This window comes from Bacillus sp. 05T22, assembly GCF_056396765.1.
Genome location: NZ_JBFTMC010000070.1, coordinates 1 through 24,009 on the forward strand (window position 1 = coordinate 1; position 24,009 = coordinate 24,009).

14 protein-coding genes and 5 pseudogenes are annotated in these 24,009 nt (G+C 32.6%); 13 read left to right on the forward strand and 6 right to left on the reverse strand.

All coding sequences use genetic code 11. The features are described 5' to 3' along the window. Positions 1 to 384: DDE-type integrase/transposase/recombinase (locus tag AC1DIT_RS18835; RefSeq protein WP_476998346.1), on the forward strand; the 384-nt coding region annotated here is incomplete at its 5' end. A gap of 340 nt (positions 385 to 724) precedes the next feature. On the opposite strand, the pseudogene AC1DIT_RS18840 reads toward AC1DIT_RS18835, so the two are convergent. After that, positions 725 to 1,966: pseudogene (locus AC1DIT_RS18840) on the reverse strand (esterase/lipase family protein). Between the two features lie 1,122 nt (positions 1,967 to 3,088). Here AC1DIT_RS18840 and AC1DIT_RS18845 point away from each other — a divergent pair. From AC1DIT_RS18845 to AC1DIT_RS18865, 5 genes and pseudogenes are all read left to right on the forward strand, one after another. Beyond that, a pseudogene (locus AC1DIT_RS18845) lies at positions 3,089 to 3,676 on the forward strand (nucleoside hydrolase); the annotation flags it as partial. A 290-nt stretch (positions 3,677 to 3,966) separates the two neighbouring features. Then, on the forward strand, positions 3,967 to 4,527 hold the full coding sequence (locus AC1DIT_RS18850; protein ID WP_016133412.1) for a hypothetical protein: 561 nt from the start codon (positions 3,967 to 3,969) through the stop codon (positions 4,525 to 4,527). Between the two features lie 129 nt (positions 4,528 to 4,656). After that, a complete protein-coding gene (locus tag AC1DIT_RS18855; RefSeq protein ID WP_016133411.1) occupies positions 4,657 to 5,049 on the forward strand; it encodes a hypothetical protein in 393 nt (130 codons plus the stop codon). A 473-nt stretch (positions 5,050 to 5,522) separates the two neighbouring features. After that, a pseudogene (locus AC1DIT_RS18860) lies at positions 5,523 to 5,873 on the forward strand (nucleoside hydrolase); the annotation flags it as partial. Between the two features lie 454 nt (positions 5,874 to 6,327). Beyond that, a complete protein-coding gene (locus AC1DIT_RS18865; protein ID WP_016133409.1) occupies positions 6,328 to 6,492 on the forward strand; it encodes a DUF4021 domain-containing protein in 165 nt (54 codons plus the stop codon). A 123-nt stretch (positions 6,493 to 6,615) separates the two neighbouring features. Here AC1DIT_RS18865 and AC1DIT_RS18870 read toward each other — a convergent pair. After that, a pseudogene (locus AC1DIT_RS18870) lies at positions 6,616 to 7,057 on the reverse strand (transposase); the annotation flags it as partial. Positions 7,058 to 7,348: 291 nt separating this feature from the next. Continuing rightward, entirely contained in the window at positions 7,349 to 9,577 is a 2,229-nt protein-coding gene (locus AC1DIT_RS18875; RefSeq protein WP_016133408.1) for an MMPL family transporter, read from the reverse strand. 117 nt (positions 9,578 to 9,694) lie between these two features. On the opposite strand from AC1DIT_RS18875, the gene AC1DIT_RS18880 reads away from it, so the two are divergent. The 3 genes from AC1DIT_RS18880 (at position 9,695) to AC1DIT_RS18890 (ending at position 11,336) form a co-directional block, all read left to right on the forward strand. Beyond that, positions 9,695 to 10,318 carry a TetR/AcrR family transcriptional regulator gene (locus AC1DIT_RS18880; RefSeq protein WP_006096977.1) on the forward strand — a complete coding sequence of 208 codons (624 nt, stop codon included), beginning with the start codon at positions 9,695 to 9,697 and terminating at the stop codon, positions 10,316 to 10,318. 142 nt (positions 10,319 to 10,460) lie between these two features. Then, positions 10,461 to 10,634, forward strand: a complete 174-nt coding sequence (locus AC1DIT_RS18885) for a hypothetical protein (RefSeq protein ID WP_006096976.1) — start codon at positions 10,461 to 10,463, stop codon at positions 10,632 to 10,634. 336 nt (positions 10,635 to 10,970) lie between these two features. After that, positions 10,971 to 11,336: a carboxymuconolactone decarboxylase family protein gene (locus AC1DIT_RS18890; RefSeq protein ID WP_006096975.1), complete on the forward strand. Its 366-nt coding sequence runs from the start codon at positions 10,971 to 10,973 to the stop codon at positions 11,334 to 11,336. A 124-nt stretch (positions 11,337 to 11,460) separates the two neighbouring features. On the opposite strand, the pseudogene AC1DIT_RS18895 reads toward AC1DIT_RS18890, so the two are convergent. Further along, positions 11,461 to 11,568 (reverse strand): annotated as a pseudogene (locus AC1DIT_RS18895) (hypothetical protein); the annotation flags it as partial. Between the two features lie 455 nt (positions 11,569 to 12,023). Here AC1DIT_RS18895 and AC1DIT_RS18900 point away from each other — a divergent pair. The 4 genes from AC1DIT_RS18900 to AC1DIT_RS18915 all read left to right on the forward strand — a co-directional run bounded on the left by AC1DIT_RS18900 (position 12,024) and on the right by AC1DIT_RS18915 (position 16,253). Further along, positions 12,024 to 13,154, forward strand: a complete 1,131-nt coding sequence (locus tag AC1DIT_RS18900) for a tyrosine-type recombinase/integrase (protein ID WP_016132790.1) — start codon at positions 12,024 to 12,026, stop codon at positions 13,152 to 13,154. Then, a complete protein-coding gene (locus tag AC1DIT_RS18905) occupies positions 13,151 to 15,271 on the forward strand; it encodes a tyrosine-type recombinase/integrase (protein ID WP_016132789.1) in 2,121 nt (706 codons plus the stop codon). Before AC1DIT_RS18900 ends, AC1DIT_RS18905 begins: the two co-directional genes overlap by 4 nt. Beyond that, the gene (locus AC1DIT_RS18910; protein WP_016132788.1) at positions 15,264 to 15,644 is read left to right on the forward strand and encodes a DUF6262 family protein; all 381 of its coding nucleotides are present in this window, start codon (positions 15,264 to 15,266) and stop codon (positions 15,642 to 15,644) included. Before AC1DIT_RS18905 ends, AC1DIT_RS18910 begins: the two co-directional genes overlap by 8 nt. Positions 15,645 to 16,028: 384 nt before the next feature. Further along, complete coding sequence (locus AC1DIT_RS18915) at positions 16,029 to 16,253, forward strand: DUF3888 domain-containing protein (protein ID WP_229161663.1); 225 nt, start codon at positions 16,029 to 16,031, stop codon at positions 16,251 to 16,253. Between the two features lie 353 nt (positions 16,254 to 16,606). Here the strand turns inward: AC1DIT_RS18915 and AC1DIT_RS18920 are convergent, their stop codons facing one another. Beyond that, a complete protein-coding gene (locus tag AC1DIT_RS18920) occupies positions 16,607 to 17,527 on the reverse strand; it encodes a hypothetical protein (RefSeq protein WP_016132787.1) in 921 nt (306 codons plus the stop codon). Positions 17,528 to 17,747: 220 nt separating this feature from the next. Continuing rightward, positions 17,748 to 23,660 carry an ATP-binding protein gene (locus tag AC1DIT_RS18925; RefSeq protein ID WP_016132786.1) on the reverse strand — a complete coding sequence of 1,971 codons (5,913 nt, stop codon included), beginning with the start codon at positions 23,658 to 23,660 and terminating at the stop codon, positions 17,748 to 17,750. Between the last annotated feature and the right edge of the window lie 349 nt (positions 23,661 to 24,009).

Genomic DNA, 24,009 nt, shown 5'->3' on the forward strand with positions numbered 1-24,009 from the left:
AAAGCAAGAAACCACAAGGCTGCAAAGCGATTCTTCAAGRAAGCTTTGCAGTCTTTTCATATTTCTGAGCCTCGTGTCGTGACAGTCGATAAGAATCCAGCTTAYCCTATAGCAGTTGAAGAATTGAGAAARGAAAAAAAGATGCCATTAGGCATCCAACTAAGGCAAGTGAAATATCTCAATAACATAGTAGAACAAGATCATCGGTTTATTAAAAAGCGAGTTCGTTCGATGTTAGGATTGAAATCCTTTCACACAGCTACATCCATTATTTCTGGAATAGAAGCTATGCATATGGTAAAAAAAGAACAGATTGATTTACGGGATCAGTCTGTCCAAAACCAGAAAGAATTCATCCATCGATTGTTTGGGCTTACAGCATAAAATAGAATTCCGCTAGAAATATATGGGCTATATTCTCTTTTATTTTATCTTTGCACCAGAACCGTATTTGGTATGCTCATTTTTAAAGATGCCAAATATTTTAAGAGTTTTTTGGTTATATGAACGAAAGTTCATCTTGTGTCCACTCTTAAGTTGATGGGCATGCGGCTGTACCCCAAATAGTGTTTTAAGAGTTTTTTAGATTATTTGAACGAAAGTTCATTTTGTTTCCATTCTTAAGTTGATAGGCATGCATTTATATGCCATATCCAGGGATCTACTTAACATCTATTCAAGATGGCAACTTACCTCAACTATGCTCGGAATAAAGGTAGTAAGTTCACTTTACTGATAAACGACCTATATTTCCAACGACTTCATTATAGAATGAATAAATATCGCTAATCCCTAATGTATCTTCGATATCAATTCCTAGAAAATCAATATGATCCCAATTCTTTTTTGTGGCTGTATAATTCCAGACACCTTTTTGAGCCTTTTCAGTATATGCTTGATTTGGATGTCCCAATGGTGGATACTGAGCAGAAACCACACTTACAAGTCCATCATTTGCCCACCAATCATTAGTAATAAATGGTTCTAGATTTTCCCTTGTGTACTTACCAATATGCATACTAGACATAAGCATAAGTGGATTCATTGTTAGTATAGGCAAAGCATGTCCTGTCACTAATGAAGGATACGTCGCATCTCCTGTATAAGAGAGATAATAAACATCATTAAAGGTTTTTACCCATTGATTTAACTCTTTAGAGCCAACTGTCGTTAAATCATAAGCACTAATATCCTTACTCTTCCAAACAGTACTATTAAACACACGATCTACATATTGTAAGAAATTTTCCCCTTGCTGACGTTTTAATCCCCAGTGATCTAATTTAAAATCATACACAAAAGTTTCAGGATTACTTCCTGACAAACTAGCAATCTTTAATATGAATTTTTTAAAAAACGATGTCACATTTTCTTTATCTGCATATGTAGAACCATTATGAGGACTACCGATGCTTGTAATACTTTGTACCCAATTTTTATTCCCATCAAATAAAGAAGAAATCCCTTCTTCTGGATGTTGTTTTGCATATTCCTGTTCTTTTGCACTGCCCTCTCTCAATAATTGAAGTAATACTCTTCCCGTTGGCCCTCCCATACTATGTCCAACGAAATGAACCTTATGTTCTTCGCTCTATTGACTATAGATTCCAGGATACCTTCTCCCATAGCGAGCATGTCCATGTTCTTTTGCATGTGCCGCACCGTAATCTACTGTTCCACCTTTTATGTATGCATATAATTCAACTGCACGATCCCAATTACTTGAGAATGGACCAACTGAAGCTGTATATGTCCTATATCCTTGTTGATTTAAATTTGTCTCAATATCTTTAAAACCTCCCCAATATTTAAAACCAAATAATTCATCTCTTCCCCATCCGGCTAAACCATGAATAAGGATAATAGGCTCTGTTACGATTGATTCAGCTGCCTTTGACTTTACAGGTGACCCAAATAAAGTAATAATAAATATCACAGATAATACCCCATTCAAAAATCGTTTCATGATACACCTCCCGTGTTTTTGTAATATTACTGAATATTCCGTAACTTTTAAAGAGATATATTAATTTTCTCAACAATCTTTCCTTGTTTTATTTAACTCAATTTTATAAATTGATGTTCATTATGGTTCTGTTGCAAAGATTCGTAACGAATAATAAATTAGGTGAAATCCAATTAAATTTTATGTAATGGTGAGCAATTGCTGTAATTCATTGTAGGCCTAGTGACAAGGTAACTGTTCTTATCCGCTATAAGATATCCATAAAACGGTAATTAATCATATGAATACAACTTTGAATACAGAATTTAATAATATTTTTAAAAAAGCTATCCCAATTAGGTAAACTCTATTGGGATAAATTATTGAACCTGATGTAAAAGTATTTCACAGCGTCTCATAGGACTTGTTTCAAAATAGGAGAGAGAATATAAGAGAAATAGGTTATATCTTTCTTGTGCAATTTAAAAATTATGAAATATTGCATAATTTTTAAAAAATTAAACCAACCGAATATTAAATGTAGTAAAATATTACTTGTGGATACATTCTATAAAGCAGATTCGTTTTTAAAGGCGTAACACATCAATAAATTAACTTTATAGATGTGGTGTCATTCTACATTGATCTCAATTCTCTTGTATTTGTACACTAACAATCTGGTATAAATAATTGATTCTGTTTTATAGGATGTGTTTACACGTATAACTGGGGAAAAATACGGATATATTCATATTAAATTGAAGTGGTTCAAGTCAGAGAAAGACACTCGAGAGGGTGTCTTTTCTTATTAGGGGTCACCATACATGCCCTTTAATTTAAGAAATTTTAATACCCCCAAGTACCAAAAAATGAAGTCACATTCGTATAATTAAGTGATTTTCACGAACGTTTTTCTATTTATAAAATAGTAAGGTTCTGGATTCGCTTACGATAATTAATTATAACTGTATATCGTTTTAAAATTAAATTCGAATTGTCATAGATAGTAATTACATAACAACTATAGAAAACTGCCTAATTATAATATTTTTTTAAGAAATTTTAGATTTAAAGAGAACATCTCGCATATACATGTTATAAGTTTTTTTGTGAAATTTGGTTATCTAAGAAGGGAGAGGTATTTTGAAGAAAGTACTATTATTTGGAGATCCAGGTATTGATGATTCCTTAGCTATCATATATGGTCTGTTAAATCCTAAGATTGAAATTGTTGGAATTGTTACGAGTTATGGAAATGTTACCAAAGAACAAACTACTAGAAATGCTGTTTATCTTTTGCAATTAGCTGGACGAAAAGATATTCCTGTTATAAGCGGCGCTACTTTACCATTCTTTAATGGGTTTACTGCTTATTATCCAGAAATACATGGTGAGGAAGGGCTTGGGCCTATTCAGCCACCAGAAAGTGTAGCATCTATTCCCATTCATGACTTTAGTCTAATCCCATCAATTGTTGAAAAGTACAAGGGAGAACTAACAATTGTTGATGTAGGTAGATCTACCTCTCTCGCAATTGCTTTAAACCTTTGGAAAGAAATGATGCAGAGTATAAAAGAAGTATATATTATGTCTGGGGTATTTCTACAACCTGGAAATGTCACACCCGTAGCAGAGGCAAATGCATATGGAGATCCAGTTTCAACTCAATTTGTAATTAATCAATCAAAAAATTTAACAATGATTCCTTTAAATATAACAAATTCAGCTATTTGGGGTCACCATATCATTTTAAGAAAATTGTACGCTAAGGAATTTATAAATGTTTTGTAACATGTTTATAAACGGAACAAACCTTGATTTTATAAGACTTAAGGTTATGTCCGTAAAGGTATACCTTTACGAACATAAAATAAGATAGAATATCCAAGAGGAAATTAGAATAAATAGATTAATTGTAAAATATTTCATTTTTAGAAAATTTAGTATATTATTGGATTGAGTTTTAATATTGCAAAAGGAGGAGAAAAACGAAAAATTTTTTTAGTATTTCATTGGCATTTATGTTTGTTTGGTCCTTACTAGGTATTGATCCTGCCTCAGCTGCTGGCAATATCCAAAGAATCGACAGCACAACAACATTCCAAGATTTAACATACGAAGAGGCGATGGAACGTATAGCTAAACATAGTGGACGTCCTATTGAAGAAGTAAAGGCTGAAAATCCGAATAACCTTCAAACATTGGGAACTTGTGGTTATGGTGAAGCTACTAAGCAATTAGATACTGGTAAATTTTATTACCCATACCTATATACAATAGTTGAAAAATGTCGTGATGGAAGTTTCGGATGGATTGGTAACATCAATTATGCGGGTCTAGACAGACAGGATCAGTATGGTACTGTTAAACAATTTCAAGGTGAAGTAAAAGCATGGAATAATGATCAAAAAGGTTTAGAATATCTAGTAATAGGAGATTTCTTTAATTATGGTACTACAACTAGGACATATAGCGCGGGTGTAAATACAGGTAGTATTTCTATGGGATTCTCCGTATCAAACAGCAATGAACATTACAAATATTTTAATAGTGGATATGGATATATGAAAATAGCCCCTTAATTATTAAAAAAGTGTGTTTGTTTCCTAATGGTGAAGCAAATACGCTTTTTTATTTTTGAGGTTTGCTATTGATAGAATCGAATAATATATGTATAAAAACCATACATATAACTAAAGGAAGGTGATTATATGAAAGATATTCTTCGATTCTTATTATTATTGTGCCTGCTGTTTGTACTAACATCATGTAAAAATGAAAATTCATCTAATATTATTTTGTCTGTTGGAAAACCCATCGAAAACGCCGAAATCCAATTCAAGAACACAGATGACGACAAAAAGATTCGTATTATTAATGGTGTTTTTAACGAAAAAAAATGGGATGTTAATAAGGATTTTGATGTAAGAGGAAAAGAACCAGATTTAGTTCTCGAAATTAATGATAGTAACGAAGGCATGCCAGCATTAAGTGTAACAGTATACTTTAACGAAAATGGTGCTGATGTAATAAATTTCAAAGCCGAACATACAGTTTTAAATAAAGTTGAATCTGATAAGCTTAAAGAGGTTGCTTCTATATAATTGACTTAATAAGCAAGAAAGGCATCTTCCCCAGTTGAAGATGTCTTTCTAATGCGACTGTCTCTATATGTTAATAATACTATATGCGATTTTTATTTTAGGCTTAAGAGTGCTGAAGCATCTATGTATGGCATACGGCAACCATTCGTTACTTTTGGAGCCACTCGAGAAAAATATACTAAATAGGTCTACTTTTTTAATTTTTTGTATTCGGTAAAGTGAAATTAAAGTTAGAAATTACGTGTTCGGTAAAGAAAACCACTAACTTTTTACTGAATAACTGCACCGAAGTCACATTCGGTATAGTAAAATCGCATAAAAAAAGACCACTTTTGTGAGTGGCTCAAAAAAGAAGTAATCGTTGCCGTACCCCTATTTAATAGGATAATAGGCTTAGCGTACAGTAAACACCTTAAATTGCGTCCAAATTGTGTCTAAACGTACAATTTTCTTTTTTTGATATGGTGAGGCCTATTTTGCTTCCAAGCCAAGTAAATTACATTGTGGAACAGACAAATATCCCATTTAAATTGTTAATTAAACCAATCTATGATTATTATTACAGTGCTTATAAAAAATTAAATCCAAGTATTAAAGGAGCACCTTTACACGATGTTGTTGCAATGAGTGCATTGGCCAATTCTCAATTTTTTCAATACATGTACCGTAAAGTAGAAGTAGATGTAAAATATTTTAGAGGACAAACTGTTGCTGATTTTCGTCCAGGTGCAAAAACTACAGGGGTGCGGATTGGGTTAAAAATCAATCAAAAAGAATTTATTAAGGATTTTATTGATACAATGATAAGTACGGGAAGACATTAATTAAAAGAATCCACTTGGATTCTTATATATATATATCAATTAATTTATACATAAGTAATAAAGAAAATTGTTCCTATAAATATTATACTGAGTATAGAATATATACTTGCTTTAAAGCAATTCTTCACGAAAAAGCCTCCCTATTATATCTTTTGTTTCCCATAAAAGTATTAATTATTTTTATCAAACCAGACTTCCACGGCCTCTTTTGTATTTGAGAAAAACAAATTGATTATTGTGCATTTGGTAGAAATCTCCTGAATCCACACCTAACGTACAAATTTTCTATATCATCTCACATATTTTCTAGAAAAGATGACATACTATGTATATGCTATTACATCAATAGCTCAAATAATTGGTCATTCAATTGGCAGATAATACATTTGTTTATCTGCCAAACTCTTTCATACGTTTTTTATTTTTTAAAAATATAGTGTTTTGAGGTGTAAGAATGAATTTTTCACATTCTAAAGAAGAAAAGAGTAACGACTCAAAAAACTTAAAATCAGATACTACAAAAACTGAACTTCAACCAGTAGAACAAGCCATGAATGGATTGTACGGAATGCCAGAAACTGATATTGAAGACAAAGAACACCAAAAAACGGAAATTTGAAAAATAATTAGTATTTAGATACTACTTTTATTTTGTATACATATTTTATTTCTAATAAAAAACCAAGGGAAATCTGAACTGTACCCTATAAAATGGACAGTTTAATAAAAAGACCTTTAAAAATTAGGTACTTAAAAGATGGTTCCTATTGTTCCGGAGCCATCTTTTTGAGTGTCCATTGATAACGATCATAATTATAATCTTGCATATACTTCTCGATTACCAGTTGAAGAGATTGGAACGTTTGACAGCACTTGTAGTCTAATTCATCTTTCATATGACCGAAAAAGGATTCCATTCGGGCATTATCTAGACAGTTTCCTCTACGTGACATAGACTGTCTCAAACCCATTTCCTTTACACGGCACTGAAATTCCGGATGCGTGTAGTGGATACCCTGATTTGAGTGTAAAAGTGCTTCAGGATGAATGGTATCTCCTAATCTATCTTTTAATTTGTCTAGTGTTTGATAGACGATATCCATTTGTAAAGAAGTGGAAACATGATAAGCTAAAATCTCTCGTGTCGTACTATCTTTTACGCAAGATAAATAAGCTTTCTTCCCTTTTCCAATTTGATTTTCTTTCACAGCCTTCACCTTAAAATCAGCACGATAGGTGATAGAACGTTCTGATACCTTTACGACATTTTCATTCTTTTCTAGTTGTTTCATTTGCATTTCATTAAAAATAATTTTACTCATTTCCCGTACCTCACTTTTATCATTGTTGCCATTATAACGAGGAATGAGTGTAAAAATACACAAAAACCCCGAAGCATGGACTTTTTTTAAGTGTCCACGATTCGGGGTACAGTTCAATCAAAGTTTCCTTGTTTTTTTAATTTTATTATATTATCAAGCATCTACTTTTTTTGTCTCTTCCTTCTTCCGAATCTTTCCAGGCCAAAAAGCGAAACGGCCTAAAACGCCTGTAAGTGAAGGAACAAGAAGAGGTCTTACTATAAATGTATCCAGTAGTACTCCTATTGCTGTAACAATACCAAATTGAACAAGTACTTGGATTGGTAAAGTAGCTAATACAGCAAATGTTCCTGCCAAGATTAAACCAGCAGACGTAATAACACTACCTGTTTGAACCACCCCGTTTTTGACTGCTTCAAGATGTGGCTGGCTTCTTTTGTTTTTCCATATTTCAGAAACCATAAATATGTTATAGTCCTCTCCTAATGCTACCAAGAACACAAATGCATATAGAGGAATCGCTCCTTGTATTGCAGGAGCATCCATACCATAGTGAAGTAGTAACCATCCTGCCCCTAATGCAGAGAAGAATGATAATACCACTGTTACAATTAAGTAGATCATCGCCACAACAGAACGTAAATATACAAGTAATAATAATGCGATAATACCAATCATAACAGGAATAATCACATTTTGATCACGTTCAGTTGTTTGTTTCGTATCGTATAATGTAGCCGTTTCTCCTCCAATCCATATGTGGTTATTAGCATCACTTATTTCAGCATTTTTCATTACCTGTTTGAAACTTTTTCTTAACTCAGGGATTTTATTCATCCCCTCAATAGAATACGGATTATCTTTTATTGAAACTTCAAACATTTGTAATTGATTATTCTGTTTCCCTTGCACTGGTTCTGTTACTTGATCTATAAAAGAAAGTTTTGTTAATTCTTCTTTGATAGGTACATCTTTTCCTTTTGTATCAACAACAATTTGTACAGGTGCTAACTCACCAGGTGAAAAATGATCAGAGATTAAATTAAATCCTTCACGTGAAGGCATATCTTTTGGAAATGATTCTATTAAATCATACGTAAATTGGATACGTGGAACAAATGAAGCCAATCCACCTAATAAGAATAGTGTTAGCAGGATAATTGTCCATGGTTTACGAATAACAAGATCTCCAAGTTTTTTGCTTAAGAACCCTTTCGATTCCTTTACCTTGATTGTTTTCTTTTTTTTCTTAGCATATTCTTCATTCATTTCTCTTGTTCTTGGGATGAATGGGAAAAATGCTACTCTCCCCAAAATAGCTAATAATGCTGGTAAAATTGTCAAAGAAGCGATTCCCATAAGGAAAACAGCCACGCTAAAAGGTACTGCAAATCTATGGAAAGAACCTATATGAGCAAGTAATAGAGTACCTAATCCTACTACAACGGTAAGAGCACTCATAATGATAGCTCCACCTGATTCTTTAATTGCAAGCTGTAGCGCTTTAAATTTATTTCGCTCCACAAGAAGAAACTCTCGATATCTTGAAATTAGAAATAGACAATAATCCGTACCAGCTCCAAATAATAGTACAGTCATAATTGAAATTCCTTGCGCATCAGCAGTAATCCATCCTTTATCAGCTAAAAAACCTAAAGTTGGACTAATTATTCCATAAGCAAACCCAACTACAATTAAAGGTAAGATTGCTAATAGCGGTGAACGATAAAGAAGAATAAGTAAAGCTAAAACAAGTAATACAGTTGCAACCAATAATTTCACATCAGCCTGACTAAATATGCTTACTGCATCAGTCTGAATACCAACTGGCCCTGATAGACGTACATGCAAACCAGAATCAGAAATCTTTCTTTTAAATGGATCATCTTCCACTGTATTCTTTATGACAATCTGCAGTTCAGCCATATTCTCCTGCAGCATATCTGTCCCTACAGTTTTATCAAAAAACACAGGAGTTACAAGAGACGTACCATCTTCTGAAACATTTTTTGCTAACGCTTGGTGCGGTATGGTATCAAAAGGTGGTAACGTTGATTGCCCCTTTAATGGCGAATTTCTAAGTTTTTGATAAGTATCTTGAATTTTCTTAAAATCCTTCTCTTCTAAACCTTCATCTTTATGCCAAACAATAAGCACAGGGTTTCCTGAGTCATTCGGAAATTCTTTCTTAATTATATTATTAGCCTGTTGTGACATAGCCGTTTCAGGAAGATTAGGGGCTGTCTCATCTTCAACGGTATTCACAGCTGGCCAAGTAAACGATAAAACAAGTGTCAACAAGACCCATACAAAAAGGGTAATCCACCTTGCTTTTGGTCCACCGACATATTTCCCCCATGTATAAAGAGGATGTTTTTTCATGATATTCCACCTTTCTTACTAATTTTAGAATTAATTATATATACTGGTTAGTTAATTAATCAAGTGCTATTCAACTAATATGTTATAATATTTTAAATTATGAAGAGTCAGGAGAGAATGATATTGGAACAAAAACAACGTCCTTTAGGAAGACCACCTCAAAATAAAAATACAAAATCTACAAAAGATAAAATTGTTGATATTGCTACAAAGCTGTTTTTAAGTAAAGGTTATCAAATTGTCTCTATGGAAGATGTTGCAAAAGAGTGCGATGTAACAAAGGCAACTGTTTATTATTACTATGCTACAAAAGCTGATCTTTTTACGGATACAATGATTCAAATGATGGCACGCATTAGAGATAATATGCATAAAATTCTTTCAACAAGTAAGCCGCTTAAGGAGCGATTACTTGATGTTGCAAAAGTTCATTTAACCGCAACACTGAACATTGATATCAAGAGTTTCATGAAAGATGCAAAAATATCTCTTTCAGAGAATCACTTAATACAAATGCAAAAAGCTGAAGATAAAATGTACGAAGTATTGGATCAAGCAATACACAAAGCGATGCAAAAAGGTGAAATCCCTAAAGGGCACTCGCTTTTAAGTACTCATGCCTTTGTTGCTTTGCTATACTTAGGTGATTACAAAGATGTAAATCAAAAGCCACTGATTGCCAATATAGATGATTTAGCTGTAAGCATTGTAGATTTTTATTGGAATGGATTGGGACATTAATTCAGGATTTTTAGTTATATATATTTCCTTGATATTGGTGTTTACATATTTATATAAAAAGCGACCATACTAATTTTTATGTTAGTATTTTATTGTGAAATACTACATGTTTTACTAACTACGATGCTAGGAGGATATTACGATGGATATTCGTGAAGGATTAATTCCAACTGCATTAGGTACAGCGGTCACAGCTGCAGGTTATGCACTTAAGCARACACGTGGTTCTAATAAGATGATTGCTAATACGGTATTTGGATTTGGTTTAGCTCATGTTGTTTTAGGGGTAATTGATTTAGTCGAGCATCGTCGTTAGAACGAAGGCAAGCATATTTAAATGCTTGCCTTTTCTATACCCAAAACTTAGATATGCTCATGTGAAAATTCAAATTAGGTATATATTATGCTGAGAAGGTAGTCATACGCTATACATGTATACAAAAAATCTTACTATTTCTATTGAATGATTGAATTGATGTACAAGAACTTTTATATGAATATATGTAAAATTTATCTGTTTATTTTAGAAGAATTATTTTTGAAAAGTAAAGATGCCCCCCTAAATTACATAATGTCAAACATGATTAATCAAAGTACTTTAAGCTCATACTAACGTATGTTTTATAAATACTAGAAATGGGGTTGATTAAATATGGAATTTGAAGGTAGAAATACTACTGAATCTGCACTTCTTCAATATAAACATGGGTTGGGTTTATTTACGGAAAAAATGCCAAAACTGGCTGAACAGTTTAATTCTTTTACAGAGGAATGCTTTAAAGAAGGTACATTATCAAAAAAAGTAAAACAATTGGTTGCTTTAGGGATAAGCCTTTACTCTCAGGATGAGTATTGCATTATTTATCACACTAAAGGATGTATAGATCAAGGAGCTTCAGAGCAGGAAATTCTTGAGATCATTGGCGTAACAGCTGCATTTGGCGGGGGAGCTACCATGAGTCAGGCGGTCACACTTGTTCAAGAATGTATGCAAGAGTTAAATGAATTAAAGCAGTGACTATCCAAGATATTGTTAAAAACATGTTTAATTTTTTTGGTTGTATTTATTACATTTTCTTGATAAAAACCAAACAATACAAAAACTTGAGCATTTTTAATTATGCTCAAGTTTTTGTAATTTATCAATTCATGCTGTAAATTGTCCAAGATAAATATGTAGCAAAAGCAGACCATAAAAGATAAGGGGTACGGCAACGATTCAAAGAATAACCCGCCACATCTGAAAAATTTTCCAATTCGGGCGGGTATTTTTATTATGATTTATCTTGTAGTTTCCTATATAGGGGCACGGCAACGATTCCTTCTTTTTGGGGCCACTCACAAAACAATAGGTAGAACTCAAAGGTCTTTTTGAATTTGTAATCAGTATAGCAATGTAACCTAATCACGCAGCAAACATTAGTACACATTCAGCACCGTATCAAATGAAAGTGTCAAAGGACCCCAAATAACTATTTAAACAGACTATAATTAGAAGCGGATACTATGTCCAATATAAAGGCATATATCCGCTTTTTTCTTACATGATATACTCCATAATTAGTGCTCGAAAAGATGGTCTATTATGTATACAATAATAAAAGAACTTACGTTCGTATATTTAGGTTAGGGAACGTAGCCCACAGCGGGAGGCGTAGCAAGGTCGAGTGACCGAGCGTAAAAAAGGGTTAAGAGGTGAAGATCTATGCGTGTACAAGAGGTGATCCTAGAGTATGGAAAGAGATATATATTAGTAGATTCAGATGGGATTCCTGTGATTCCTGTGGTGAAGTACCTCAAGTCTTTGGATGTTACAGGGAAAAGCAGTAACACACAAAAGACGTACTGTTATGCACTCAAACAGTATTTCCTGTACTTACAGGAAACAGAGAGAGATTACAAGCACATAAGATTAGAGGACTTGGTGGAGTTTGTGGGATGGCTTCGGAATCCGTATGAGAGCACCCAGATAATGCCCCTTCGACCTGTGAAGGCAAAGAAAACAGAAAGGACAGTGAACCTTACGGTCACCGTTGTTACAAACTTCTATGACTATTTGTATCGAAATGAAGAGTTGCCGCGTGATATGGAAGAGAAATTGATACGTCAGGTCTTTACAGGCGGGAGAACGCGGTATAAGAGTTTCCTTCACCATGTCAACAAAGACAAGCCATCTTCGCGGAATGTGTTGAAGGTAAAAGAACCTCGCAAGAGGGTGCAGACACTTACAATTGAACAGGTAGAACAAGTCTTAGCGGCAACAACGAATATACGGGACAAATTTCTCATCCAGCTCTTGTTTGAGACGGGATTAAGAATTGGAGAGACTCTTTCTTTATTTTTAGAGGATTTCAAGTTTAGTCATCAAAAAGGGCATCGTATTCGTCTGACGGATCGCGGGGAATTAGAGAACGGTGCGAAACTGAAAACAGGGGAACGAGAAATCTTTGTTTCTCAGGACCTCATGGACTTATACGATGACTACATGTACGATGTCGTTGACGAATTGGAATTCAAAACCAATTTTGTGTTCGTCAAACTGCGCGGTAAGAACACGGGTAAACCGATGACCTACAAGGATGTAGAAGCTCTGTTCAAACGGTTGCGACAAAAAACAGGAATTGATGTCCACCCTCACCTGTTTCGTCATACGCACGCGACGATATACTATCAGGAGACGAAAGATATTAAACAGGTGCAAGAGCGCCTAGGTCATTCACAAATCCAAACGACCATGAACCTGTACCTTCATCTTTCGGCCGAAGACATCCGCAAGGATTGGGAAAAGGCACAGGGCGCATTTCAAACTAAACAACAGAATGGCGGGAAAGAATGAAACAAACTTATCAGATTGATACAGAACCACTTGGGTTTCATGAGCAATTGCAGCGCGAACTGTCGAGTTATCCTGTAAAGACCATAGCGAAAGATGGCTCTGTTGACACCCATCACGTGAAAGACCCCTACTTCGTGGTTAACGACATTTGGAATGTTAGCTTTTTGGAAAACATTCCACAATTTCAGGAGATAGCGAAGAATTTTTGTAAAGGAAGACAGAATGTGCATTTTCAAATCAATAGTGCGACTGTCAACTTGGAAGTGAAATATGTTTGGTATCAGAAATTATTTAAGGAAGAATGGTCATTAGGTAGTGTTTTTAAAGCGCAAGCACCGTGGTTACGAAAGTTAACAGCATTTCTCAACGAAAAATACCCTAACCTTCCCTCCCTTCTTAGTTTGGATATCGACCAAACAGAACGGGAATGGTGGTTTTGGCTAGAACAGCAAGGGATTCCAACACACACAAATAAAAAACATGACATATATGGTGTTCTTACACATAAATCACACGCAGCAAACTTTTTACGAATTATTCATTCCAATTTTTTTGCGCTGACTGATAGGCGTGAAGAATGGGAGAAAGATCGATGGGATATGCGGGTGTTACATGACAAATATGGAATTAACTATAACAAGACCAAGGCTGAGTATTACCTTGATTTCACCAAAATTGAACAAGTGGAAATGCGTCAGCATATTAAAAAATATTTCAAACAACGCTTACTTAGTAAGAATCATTTCTCATCGAGTACAGCTCGAGTATATCTACAATATTTGCCAAAGTTCGTGTCACTTATATTTTCCTTAGAACCTTCATGGACGAATTTAAAAGGATTGAAACGATCGCATATGGAACGGTATATTCAATGGTTACATGAATACGCCAGAAGTAATTTGACCCAAAAAAATGCTCATCCTGAACTATATATATCACAAGCACTGACCTACACGGGAAAGTTCTTGGAAGATATCGAGCGATATGAATACGATATCGCTCCCGAAACTCCTGTACGATTGTTACTCTTTCCAGAGGATAAACCGAAGTTAAAAAAGAAATCGATTGACCAAATTGATTACATTCCTGACCATGTGTTAGAACAACTCTTCGCGCACATCGATGACTTACACAAAGAGGTCATTCCTGTGGTATTAACAGCTTACAAGACGGGTCTGCGGATTTCAGATGTTTTGGGATTGACCTCTGATTGTTTGGAGCGGATTAACGGTAAATACTCCATTGTCACGGACATTGAGAAGACCAATGTACAAGGACACCGAATCCCGATCGATGAAGAACTGGCAAACATCCTTGCGGTTCTCATTCACAAATCCAAGGAAAATAGCAACCAAGAGAATAACCCCGAAGGGTTTATTTTCGTTCGTTATCGTGGCTCTCGGAAAGGGAAGCCTTATGGTCAAAAATGGGTTCAAAACCAATTAAACATACTAGCAGCAGTAAAGAACATTGTAGATGAGAATGGAAAACTATTCCACTTTAGACTTCATCAATTTCGCCATACCTACGCCGTCATAATGTTGAATGGTGGTGCAGATATTCTAACTGTACAAGAACTATTGGCGCATGCCTCGCCTGAAATGACCTTGCGGTATGCCAAATTGTTGGATGACACGAAACGAAAGTCATTTGAATCTATCGTTAACAAAGGTGGATTCCATCGTTTCAATTCGAATGGTAAGGTGCAAGAAATTAAGGAGGGCGAAAATATCCCAGAGGATATCCTGCAAGCTCTTTGGCAAAATCATAAATTAAACGCGATGGAAAATAACTATGGAACGTGTCACGCTCGTTTAAGTGGCGATTGCCCTTATATGAAGGAGGCGCCTTGTTTAACGTGCGGTAAAGGAGGTACCCCTTGTAAGGACCTAGCAATTGGATTTTCCGATTTCGATATCGGAAAATATGAGGATCATATCAAAAGAACCTCTAGAAATATGGAATTGGCAAAAAAAAATGGACGCGAAGACATTATGGAGAAAGGTTCTAGAAATTTGGAGCGTTATAAAGAGATTTTAACAAAACTTCAGGAAGGGAAAGTTATTTTCGGCAGAATGGAACGAATGAAACGAAAGCAAGGTGTAGAAAATGACTAACTATGACCGTAAAGAACATTTAAAAGCAATCCATGCATCGCGGAAGGCTGCCACTTATCAAAAGGTCGATGAAGCCATCCAGAGGCTCTTACGAGCCTGTGAACCTATCAATTTTAATAGCGTGGCAAGCGAGGCTGGCGTAGCCAAAGCAACTCTCTACAACAATGTCGAAATACGGAAACAAATTGAATCCCTGCGTAAGCAGCAATCACAAATTCCTACTCCTAAGCAGATTAAGAGAGAGATGGATGAGAACAACAAGGATGCCATTATTGCTTCTCTCAAACGCAAAATTAAGAAGTTAGAGGAAGAAAACAAAAAATTTCGTGAACAATTGAAGGTTGCTTATGCGGAAGTTTATAGAAAGATTTAAGGGAACGATGTTCCCTTCTTTTTTAGTTAACGGAGCGGATGTAAAATGACAATAAAGTTATTTAATTTTAAAAGCTCAAACAAGCATAACCCGATTCTAAATTTAGGACGGGGTTAAAGATATATACTTCTTCAGAGAATTTCCCTTCTATAATGATAAAGGACAAGTTTCACCTTTAGGTAAGGCAGTTTTATCTGTATTACAGGGTGATATTTGGACATGGGTTAGGGAACCAAGGATTTATGTTAAAGAAGACATTGCTTATATACACGCAGTCAAATTAGATGGATTAAATCTGTTATATACGCTAGGAAAAGAAAATAACGCCTGGAAAGTCGTTAAAACTGAGAAAAAAAACTTCCTACGGTCGGCAACGAAGCTATATTGGAACAAACATTTCTGAGAGCGATTGGAACAGAGATACTCAATGCAACAAAAACGTATTATGGTGAATCAAGGCTTTTTGATTCACCAAGAATTGTTGATATTGTCCGAAATCAATACAATGATAAATACGATATTACCGTTCAAATTGTTACTTACGAAGGGCCTATGATGCCACCTTATGGTTTCGATACAATTACTTTACGAATACCAGGTTTGAAGTGATAAAATACGAACATAAAGATGTTTCGGATATTGGGAAAATACCATTAGAAACACATTAAAATATAAAGTTGGTTCTTCAATTCTCATGGAAGAATGAAAATCTCCCCTAATTTATGTCGCAAAACATAAAAGTCCCTGTTCAGTTGAGGATATTAAAATAAGGCAAAAATAAGTGTGAGGAGCGTCAAATGGGATTAATACTTTTCGTTTTAGAGATAGTATCCTCAATTTCGTTTCAAAGTTTCAATAGCGCTATATTGCCTTTTATGTACCATATAATTAAAGTATAAAAAAACACAAAAAGGGAATCTTATAGCGTTATACAATCCCTTTTTGTTCATTAATTTTTTATATTATTCATCATAAAAATATATACGTTTATTTCCAATCACATTTAATTGTGCCAATCTATTTTTAATATCTTCCTTAATGTTTTCCTCAGAGTAGAGTTCTTCTATTTCATAAATCAAATCTTGCGGTACTTTACCAATTACAATGGCACATAAATACTCTTTTATATTTGCAACATCAATATCTAAGGGTTCAATACTTCTTAAAAAGTCCATAAATTCATTATTTTGTTCAGAATTAGCTAAATAAATTAGTAACTCCTTCATAGCAATAACTTCATCTTTATTAATAGTAACTAAAGAGTTCTTACGGTATTCAGGAAGAAAAATTTGTAGAGCTTTTGAATCATATCTTATTTCATCAGTATAAATATTTTTTTCACTACAAATTTCCTGAATAATATTGTAATAGGTTTTAACTATGGAACCAATCACCCTACCTAATGTTTCTTTACGTCTATCTAGATTCTCTTCGAAATAGTTTACCTCTTGAATTTCTTGTGTGTGTTTGTCTAAAAATTCATTTACAGCGATTATATCTTTGTTAATATCACCACTTACAAGATAATTATTATATCTACTATTATTATAAAAATCGGAAATTAAATCCAAAAATCTGTTTTGTCTAGAATTAAAATCAACTTTTCTTTTTCCTCTAATTCGATCATGCAAGCCTTTATGACTATGTGTTTTCAAGCTTTCTTCAAATTCTTTTATGTCCCTTATTTCCTCGCTTAATACTATTATTATTTTTTGGATCCTTTCAATCCCTACAGAAATATGATATAAAAATGAAAAAACCTCACTTTCGACTTCGAAACTTTCCATAGATTTAAGACTATTAATCCCATCAAATATAAAATCACCTGCTATATCGAGTTCAATACCCATCTTAAAGTTTCTATAATAAAAATACTCTTCCATTTCTGTTTATCCCCCTTTAAAAACGAATCTATGAATAAACTGTGTAAAAAAATAGTGTTGGTTTGAAATAAAGTTTGATTAAAAGTGCACTGCGAATGTTGATTTTATAGTAGAAGAAACCCACGTATTATGAAAAAGGATTGATCAAAATGCGTGGGTTTGATTTTAGAATAGACTTAGTTTTTATAAAAAGTTTGATTTAAAGCCAAACACCCCTTAATTATAATGTTGGCATCATTTCTATCTTATCAACTTTATAATATGTCAGCCCATCTTCTTTAACTAACCTATCTATCAATGTTTTTTTACATAACCATCTACCCATTAATGGCTGTCTAAAATAATGTTCTTGAATAGCTTCTCTAATTGGGTTTACATACCGTTCAAAATACATAACTTTATTCCCTTCGTTATCTTGCCATACTAGTGCATTATCTTTAGAAGGATATATATCTAATACTTCTGTTATTAAAGACGATGGATATAGCATTGTATTTCCATATATAAATGCACCCGCTCCAACAATTTCATTTGTTAGACAAATTCCATTACTATCAGGATACTCCTCTTCTATTATAAATAAACCTTCGTCTTCTTCTAATAAATTTGATACTATTTCTCTTGGATTCAATGCTTTGATAATAGATAAATCTTTAATCAAAATATTACTTTGAATCAACTTAGCAGTTTCTGTATAAATAACTCCATCTTTGCTGCCAAACGGATACCAAAGTACTCCACCTATAACATCCATATCTTCAGGTATCTCTTTATTTATAATGCTTTTTAAATATGGTTTACATTTCGACAAAGATCCTTCTTCAATATATGTTTTTAATTCTTTTTCTATATACCATTCCATTTCATAGGTAACCTTTGGTATTTTCGAAATTACCCAGGCATCATCCGTATTCAATAAAGCTTGAGCTTTTATAGATAAAGGAATATTCAACCATCTATTCTTTTTTTCTTCACCATATAAAACTTTCATATCTAAATCTGTATAGGATTTTGGGTACAGCATAGAATCGCCTGCTCTAGATGTATTACTTAAATTCGGATCTCGCGTTATTACCTTCTCATTCTGTAAGAAATATCTTATATCATCATTAGAATCCCAAGTTAATTCTTCCATTACTCGTAAAAAAGTTTTTGCCGTGCTACTTATTTTTGATTTGTCAAATATTGATGGATAATCGGTATCTATCTCATATTGAATTTTTTTAGCTTCATACATAATCTCCCTTTCTTTATTGCCATCTAAAATGGAAACGTACGTTTTAATAATTGAATATAATTGAATCTTCTTATCCAACTCATTTGTATATTCATATTCTTTTAAAATGCAAGGATATATAACATTAAAACCTTCCATATTTTCTTGAGACCATCTTTCTGATAATTTTATTAAATATTCCTTTTGCTCATCAGTATATGATTCCCATGATTCTGACAGAAACTTAAACATTTCTGGATATTTTTCAATAAATAATTGTAATCCCTGTAAGCAGATTTCAATTCTATGAATGTTTCTAGTTATAATTTGTTCCATTAGAATATTACAAACCAGTTCCTTAATATCTTTAGGCTGAGGTAAATAGCTGGTTGAAGGAGCAATTTCAAAATTAAAGCTTATATGTCCACATCCAGTTAGCCACATATAATGACATTTCAACTCTTCATCGAACATATATTTCACAATATCTATAGATAATAAATCTCCTGCATATTGCAACAGAAACTCCATATTAGAGCTACAAGTATGATAATTGTCATCGTCATCAAGATTTTTTATATTATATTCCGCCAAATCCCATAAAAAATCTTCTTTTAATATATTTTTAATTTTTTCAAAAATGCTTATACACCCCGAATTTTCCCAAGAATAACTCTCTAATCTACTTAAAATAATTTCAGTAAATTCTTCAGTAATGTCCTTAGAAATCTCACCACGATTTTCAATAATATCCCAAGCAATATTAATTGAAGTCCATCTCATCAATGAATTCTTTTCAAGTTTTAAAAACTCTATTATTTCCTCCTCTTTCATTTCACTTAGAATTGCTTTTAATTCACTTTCTTCTAATTTTCTTCTTTGATCATAATCAGTTTGATTTTGTATTTTTACATATTCCTTACTTTCTTGATAAAGAGCAATCTTTACTTGTTCTGGTGATAAATCCGCTAATAGGTTTTCAATTTCTTCAGCGCCTATTTCTTTACCTTTATTTATACATTTGAAATAAATATGTTTTAATCCTGCTCGGTCTTCTTTGTGATACCAAGATAATATCCCACAACTTAATATCCAAATAGAAATTAATTCTTCAATATCAGTAGCAATCTCCACAAAATCAAATAATTGATTATATATTAAATTTAACGAGAAACGAAATTCTTCATCATGTTGTCTAACTTGCCATATATCATTAATCCCACTTTTTACTGCAGCAGTTGCAATTTCTTTTTGTATATCGTGCGAGGCTCTATTACTACCCTTTATATCTGCTATACTAGATAATTTATACAGTTCTAAACCTCGCGTTTTCCATTCTTGTGAATCTTGTTTAATTATCTTTTTAAAATATTTTAATAGTGGCCATAAAGCATACTCCTTATGATCTACATAACTAACAACATCCCATTTTAACTTTTCATTAATTTCACTCATAAATTCGGGTATTACTACTTCACCATATTTTTTAAAACATTCATGAGTTTCTTCGTAATTACTTTCTAGAAAAAGTTTCTCTCCCTTTTCCCCATATAATTCTAGCAAGTATTTTTTTACAATATCATTTTTTCTGTTCTTTACTAGGAAATCTAATATGATAGTTTTATAATGCATACCTAGCAAATTAATCTCAAACAAATGAGATTCCAATAAGTCATATAAACATTCATTATCAATGCGTTTAAAAAGGTCACTTTGATTTAAAGATAAAAACAATAAAATGTTAAATCCCTCTTTAAAATCAAAAGTTCTTACTCTTTTGTTTTTATAACTAAAAAATACTTCATAACTTTTTAACAATAGACTTGAACTATAACTATCCATTATCCCTTTATTGGACTCTCCTATAGTTCTTCCAATTAAAAAACCATGACGAATTAAATCGCTTAAATATTGATAATTTTCATCTTTCCTTTCAATTCCATTAATAAAGTTATTTATTAAACTCATTCCTATTGAAATATCTTTATTAGTTTGCTGGTATCCTACAATAATTGATAAAAGTATCGCTTTCAAACTAGTCTTGTTTGTAATATATGTGATTTCATCAATCCCACCAATATCAAAATCAGGTATATTTTGTTTATTATAAATTAAACAAACAAAGGCTAGTAATGTATCATTTGTGAGTGTTCTATCTTTAGCTATTATTTTTAATATATCGTTATACATATTTATTTGATTATTAAATAAAATCTCTAATAATTTTTTTTCTATACAACTATATGAAACGCCACCGTTATAGACCACTTCAAGGGCTTTATCTGTTTTATTCATTTCTAATAAATATTCAAAATAAGCATCATTAAAGGTTAAAATTGCTTGTATTTCCTCTTTAGAATGTATAGAACCGTCTCTTTTAGCGTATTCATTACTAAATTTCGCGGCTAAACAAGCCCACTTCCTCATTATTTCATCTATCAAATTTTGATCAAAAATTGAACTACTCGCGTCAGAATTTAATATATTAATAAAAGAAGATGGAGATAAATCTTTAGTCCATAAATTAAAAGTAGAACGTGCTCTAAAATTCGAAATCGGTTCCTTATAGGATAATAAATCCTCACAAAAATCCAACATATGTCTATAATTTTCTAGATTCTCTTTATTTAATTCGTCAACTCTTAATTCGAAAGAATTTAGCATTTTAACATATGATTTATCTTTAAGTTTATAATCTCTTTGATAATATTCAAAATAACGGTAATGTTGACACAATGTATTTATAGCAAGATACACATTGTGATATGTTTTCCAATCTCTTAATTCTATAGCTGATTGATAAGCTAAGGTTGCATATTCTTGCAAATTTCTTTTTGACATCCCATAGGCTAATGAATTTATTACATACTCTATATTAAAAACTTTTGGTATTAAATCTTTCTTATCCGCACTTATTAGTAACGGAATGAGATTCATTAAACTTTCTAAACAATATTCATTTTCCATATAATATTCAGCTAATTGAAGCGCTATACTTCTATATTTAGCGGTATTACTGTTATTAGCCATCAAAAAGACTCTAAAATCATTATGGAATAAAGCGTATTCATTTTTATTTTTAGTTTTCTGAACTAATGGATAAAGTAACTCCAATAATTCATCCCAATCTTCTTTAATCAGATTTCCTTTAACTGCTTCACTTAATACTTTCGAGTTTAATTTTCCATTTAATAATATAATTACACTTGCCACGACTTTATCAGGAAAAGCAAACCCTAAATTTTTTTTATTTAAATAGTCCGACACATATCTCCAAATATGGCTATAATAATTTGTAATATCCGAACTCACATGTTTTATACCTAAAATTCTTCTGAATTCATCAATCTGATTACAACATTTGGCCTCTTCAACAGCAAACACTACTGATAAATTATTTCCTTTTGTTTTTTCATAAATAAATTCTGCTAGTATATTTACATCTATGTCTAGAGTTATCTCTTTTTGATTCAGTAACTCCTTAATATCTCCTTGTACAAGAGTGGGCATCTGAAAATGTTCCACGTATTCAGTTTTATTTTTTAACCATAATGGATACTGGTCATAAAACTGTGCGGGCTGACCTACAATTACAAACACAACACCTTCTGGAATTTCTTCGGGACTAAATAAGCTATCTAAAAATGTAATCTCATTGTGAGCCCTTGCAGCATGATCAATACCATCTATACAAATGATTGTTTTGTTTCCTGTTTTTTCATATAAAATCTTTGCTAAACGAATTACTTCATTACGCATTTGTTCAACCGTACAAAGTGCATTCGTAACAGGAATTTTATATTTATTAAGCTCTCCCTTAAAATTCGTTCTCAATTGAATTAACAAGTCGTTCCACAACGATTCCTGCTTACATAAACCAGTGTCGGAATTGTAAAATTTTTGTTCAGGAGATATGGGTTTAAAAGTATGATATCTAGCTGTAAAAAATTTATGCTTCAACTGTAAATAACTTATAAGACTAGTTTTCCCACTTCCAGGTTCACCTGAAATCCAAACCACTTTTTGATTATTTTCTCTAATATTCGTTATTAACATATTAGCAAATTCTTGGCGACTCTCAAAAAAAGGCATTGGATAAGGCAATTCATGTTCTCCATGTTCTAAGTCGTTATTTAACGATAAAGCATCAAATACATCCTCAATTGTAATCTCAACTTTATTCTCTCTTCTTGTTGTTGTCCAAATCCTCAGACTTGAACATAGTTTATCAAATAAACCATTTGCTATAATCTGATTACACTTAAAAGTATTTTGTAAAGATTGAATCATAGAATTTTCTAGGTCTTCTAAAGAACCTTCATTAGCTCTTATTTGAATAGCTTTTAGAAAATCAATAACTATTGAATCATCACCAATGGCTGCTTGTAATTCTCTCCATTGATACTTCAAATCATTATCTTCTATTAAATTTTCAATACCTCTAATTGAATTTGCTTTTTCAACAAAAGGCTTTATTTTTCTTATAAATTGTTCCAATGATAAAGCTCTGTATTTTTCACCTTCAAATGTTCTTGTTGACTTGTTCTTACCTAAATTCCTATTAGTATATAAAATTGGTGTTATAACTTTTCCTTCTTTTTTTCTAGCTTCATCCCAACCCAAAGCTAATGCTCTAATTAAACTTATTTTCTTGCTTCCATTTTCTCTTGTTGTTGCTTCTATTAATTTTGAAAATGTCAGATTACCTTTCCCAATATCTCCAACTTCATGCTTAACTTGATAGCATACTTCTTTTTTATCATCGTATCCTACTACTACATCATCAATAGTATTATGTACATCTGATTGAAATATCACATAAGATATATTGTAATCTGAATTAATCATTTTAATAACTTGTTCTAGACCCACATACCATTCATACCAATATGGATCTCCGATACCAGGTGTCGACACTCTATCACTCCTAAGAAATAATTTTTAAATTCCAACTTGGTTATTTAAATTTTCTTTGTAGAAGGCTTACTTTTTTACTTACTTTTTCTGCTCTTTATTCTGGCGCTCTTCTACCATGCCTCAAAGTTAAAAAGGTAATATTATTCACAGATAGATGTTCTTTATTCCATGTTCCATGATTATCAATTAAGAATATGCTGATAAAAATTGCCAAAGTAATATTACCATTTCTWATATTACTAATTTATATGTTAGCGTAACAAGAAAATAAAGGTAAGTATATATTATACATGACTAATATGTACTCACCTTTATTTTTTAAGGCTTTCTTGCTTTTAGGTCTTGATAA

Coding starts and splice junctions, on each gene's coding strand:
- AC1DIT_RS18890 (WP_006096975.1), top strand. CDS start 10,971: ATGGAATTTGAAGGTAGAAATACTACTGAATCTGCACTTCTTCAATAT.
- AC1DIT_RS18865 (WP_016133409.1), top strand. CDS start 6,328: ATGAATTTTTCACATTCTAAAGAAGAAAAGAGTAACGACTCAAAAAAC.
- AC1DIT_RS18850 (WP_016133412.1), top strand. CDS start 3,967: ATGTTTGTTTGGTCCTTACTAGGTATTGATCCTGCCTCAGCTGCTGGC.
- AC1DIT_RS18875 (WP_016133408.1), bottom strand. CDS start 9,577: ATGAAAAAACATCCTCTTTATACATGGGGGAAATATGTCGGTGGACCA.
- AC1DIT_RS18905 (WP_016132789.1), top strand. CDS start 13,151: ATGAAACAAACTTATCAGATTGATACAGAACCACTTGGGTTTCATGAG.
- AC1DIT_RS18880 (WP_006096977.1), top strand. CDS start 9,695: ATGATATTGGAACAAAAACAACGTCCTTTAGGAAGACCACCTCAAAAT.
- AC1DIT_RS18920 (WP_016132787.1), bottom strand. CDS start 17,527: ATGGAAGAGTATTTTTATTATAGAAACTTTAAGATGGGTATTGAACTC.
- AC1DIT_RS18900 (WP_016132790.1), top strand. CDS start 12,024: ATGCGTGTACAAGAGGTGATCCTAGAGTATGGAAAGAGATATATATTA.
- AC1DIT_RS18855 (WP_016133411.1), top strand. CDS start 4,657: ATGAAAGATATTCTTCGATTCTTATTATTATTGTGCCTGCTGTTTGTA.
- AC1DIT_RS18910 (WP_016132788.1), top strand. CDS start 15,264: ATGACTAACTATGACCGTAAAGAACATTTAAAAGCAATCCATGCATCG.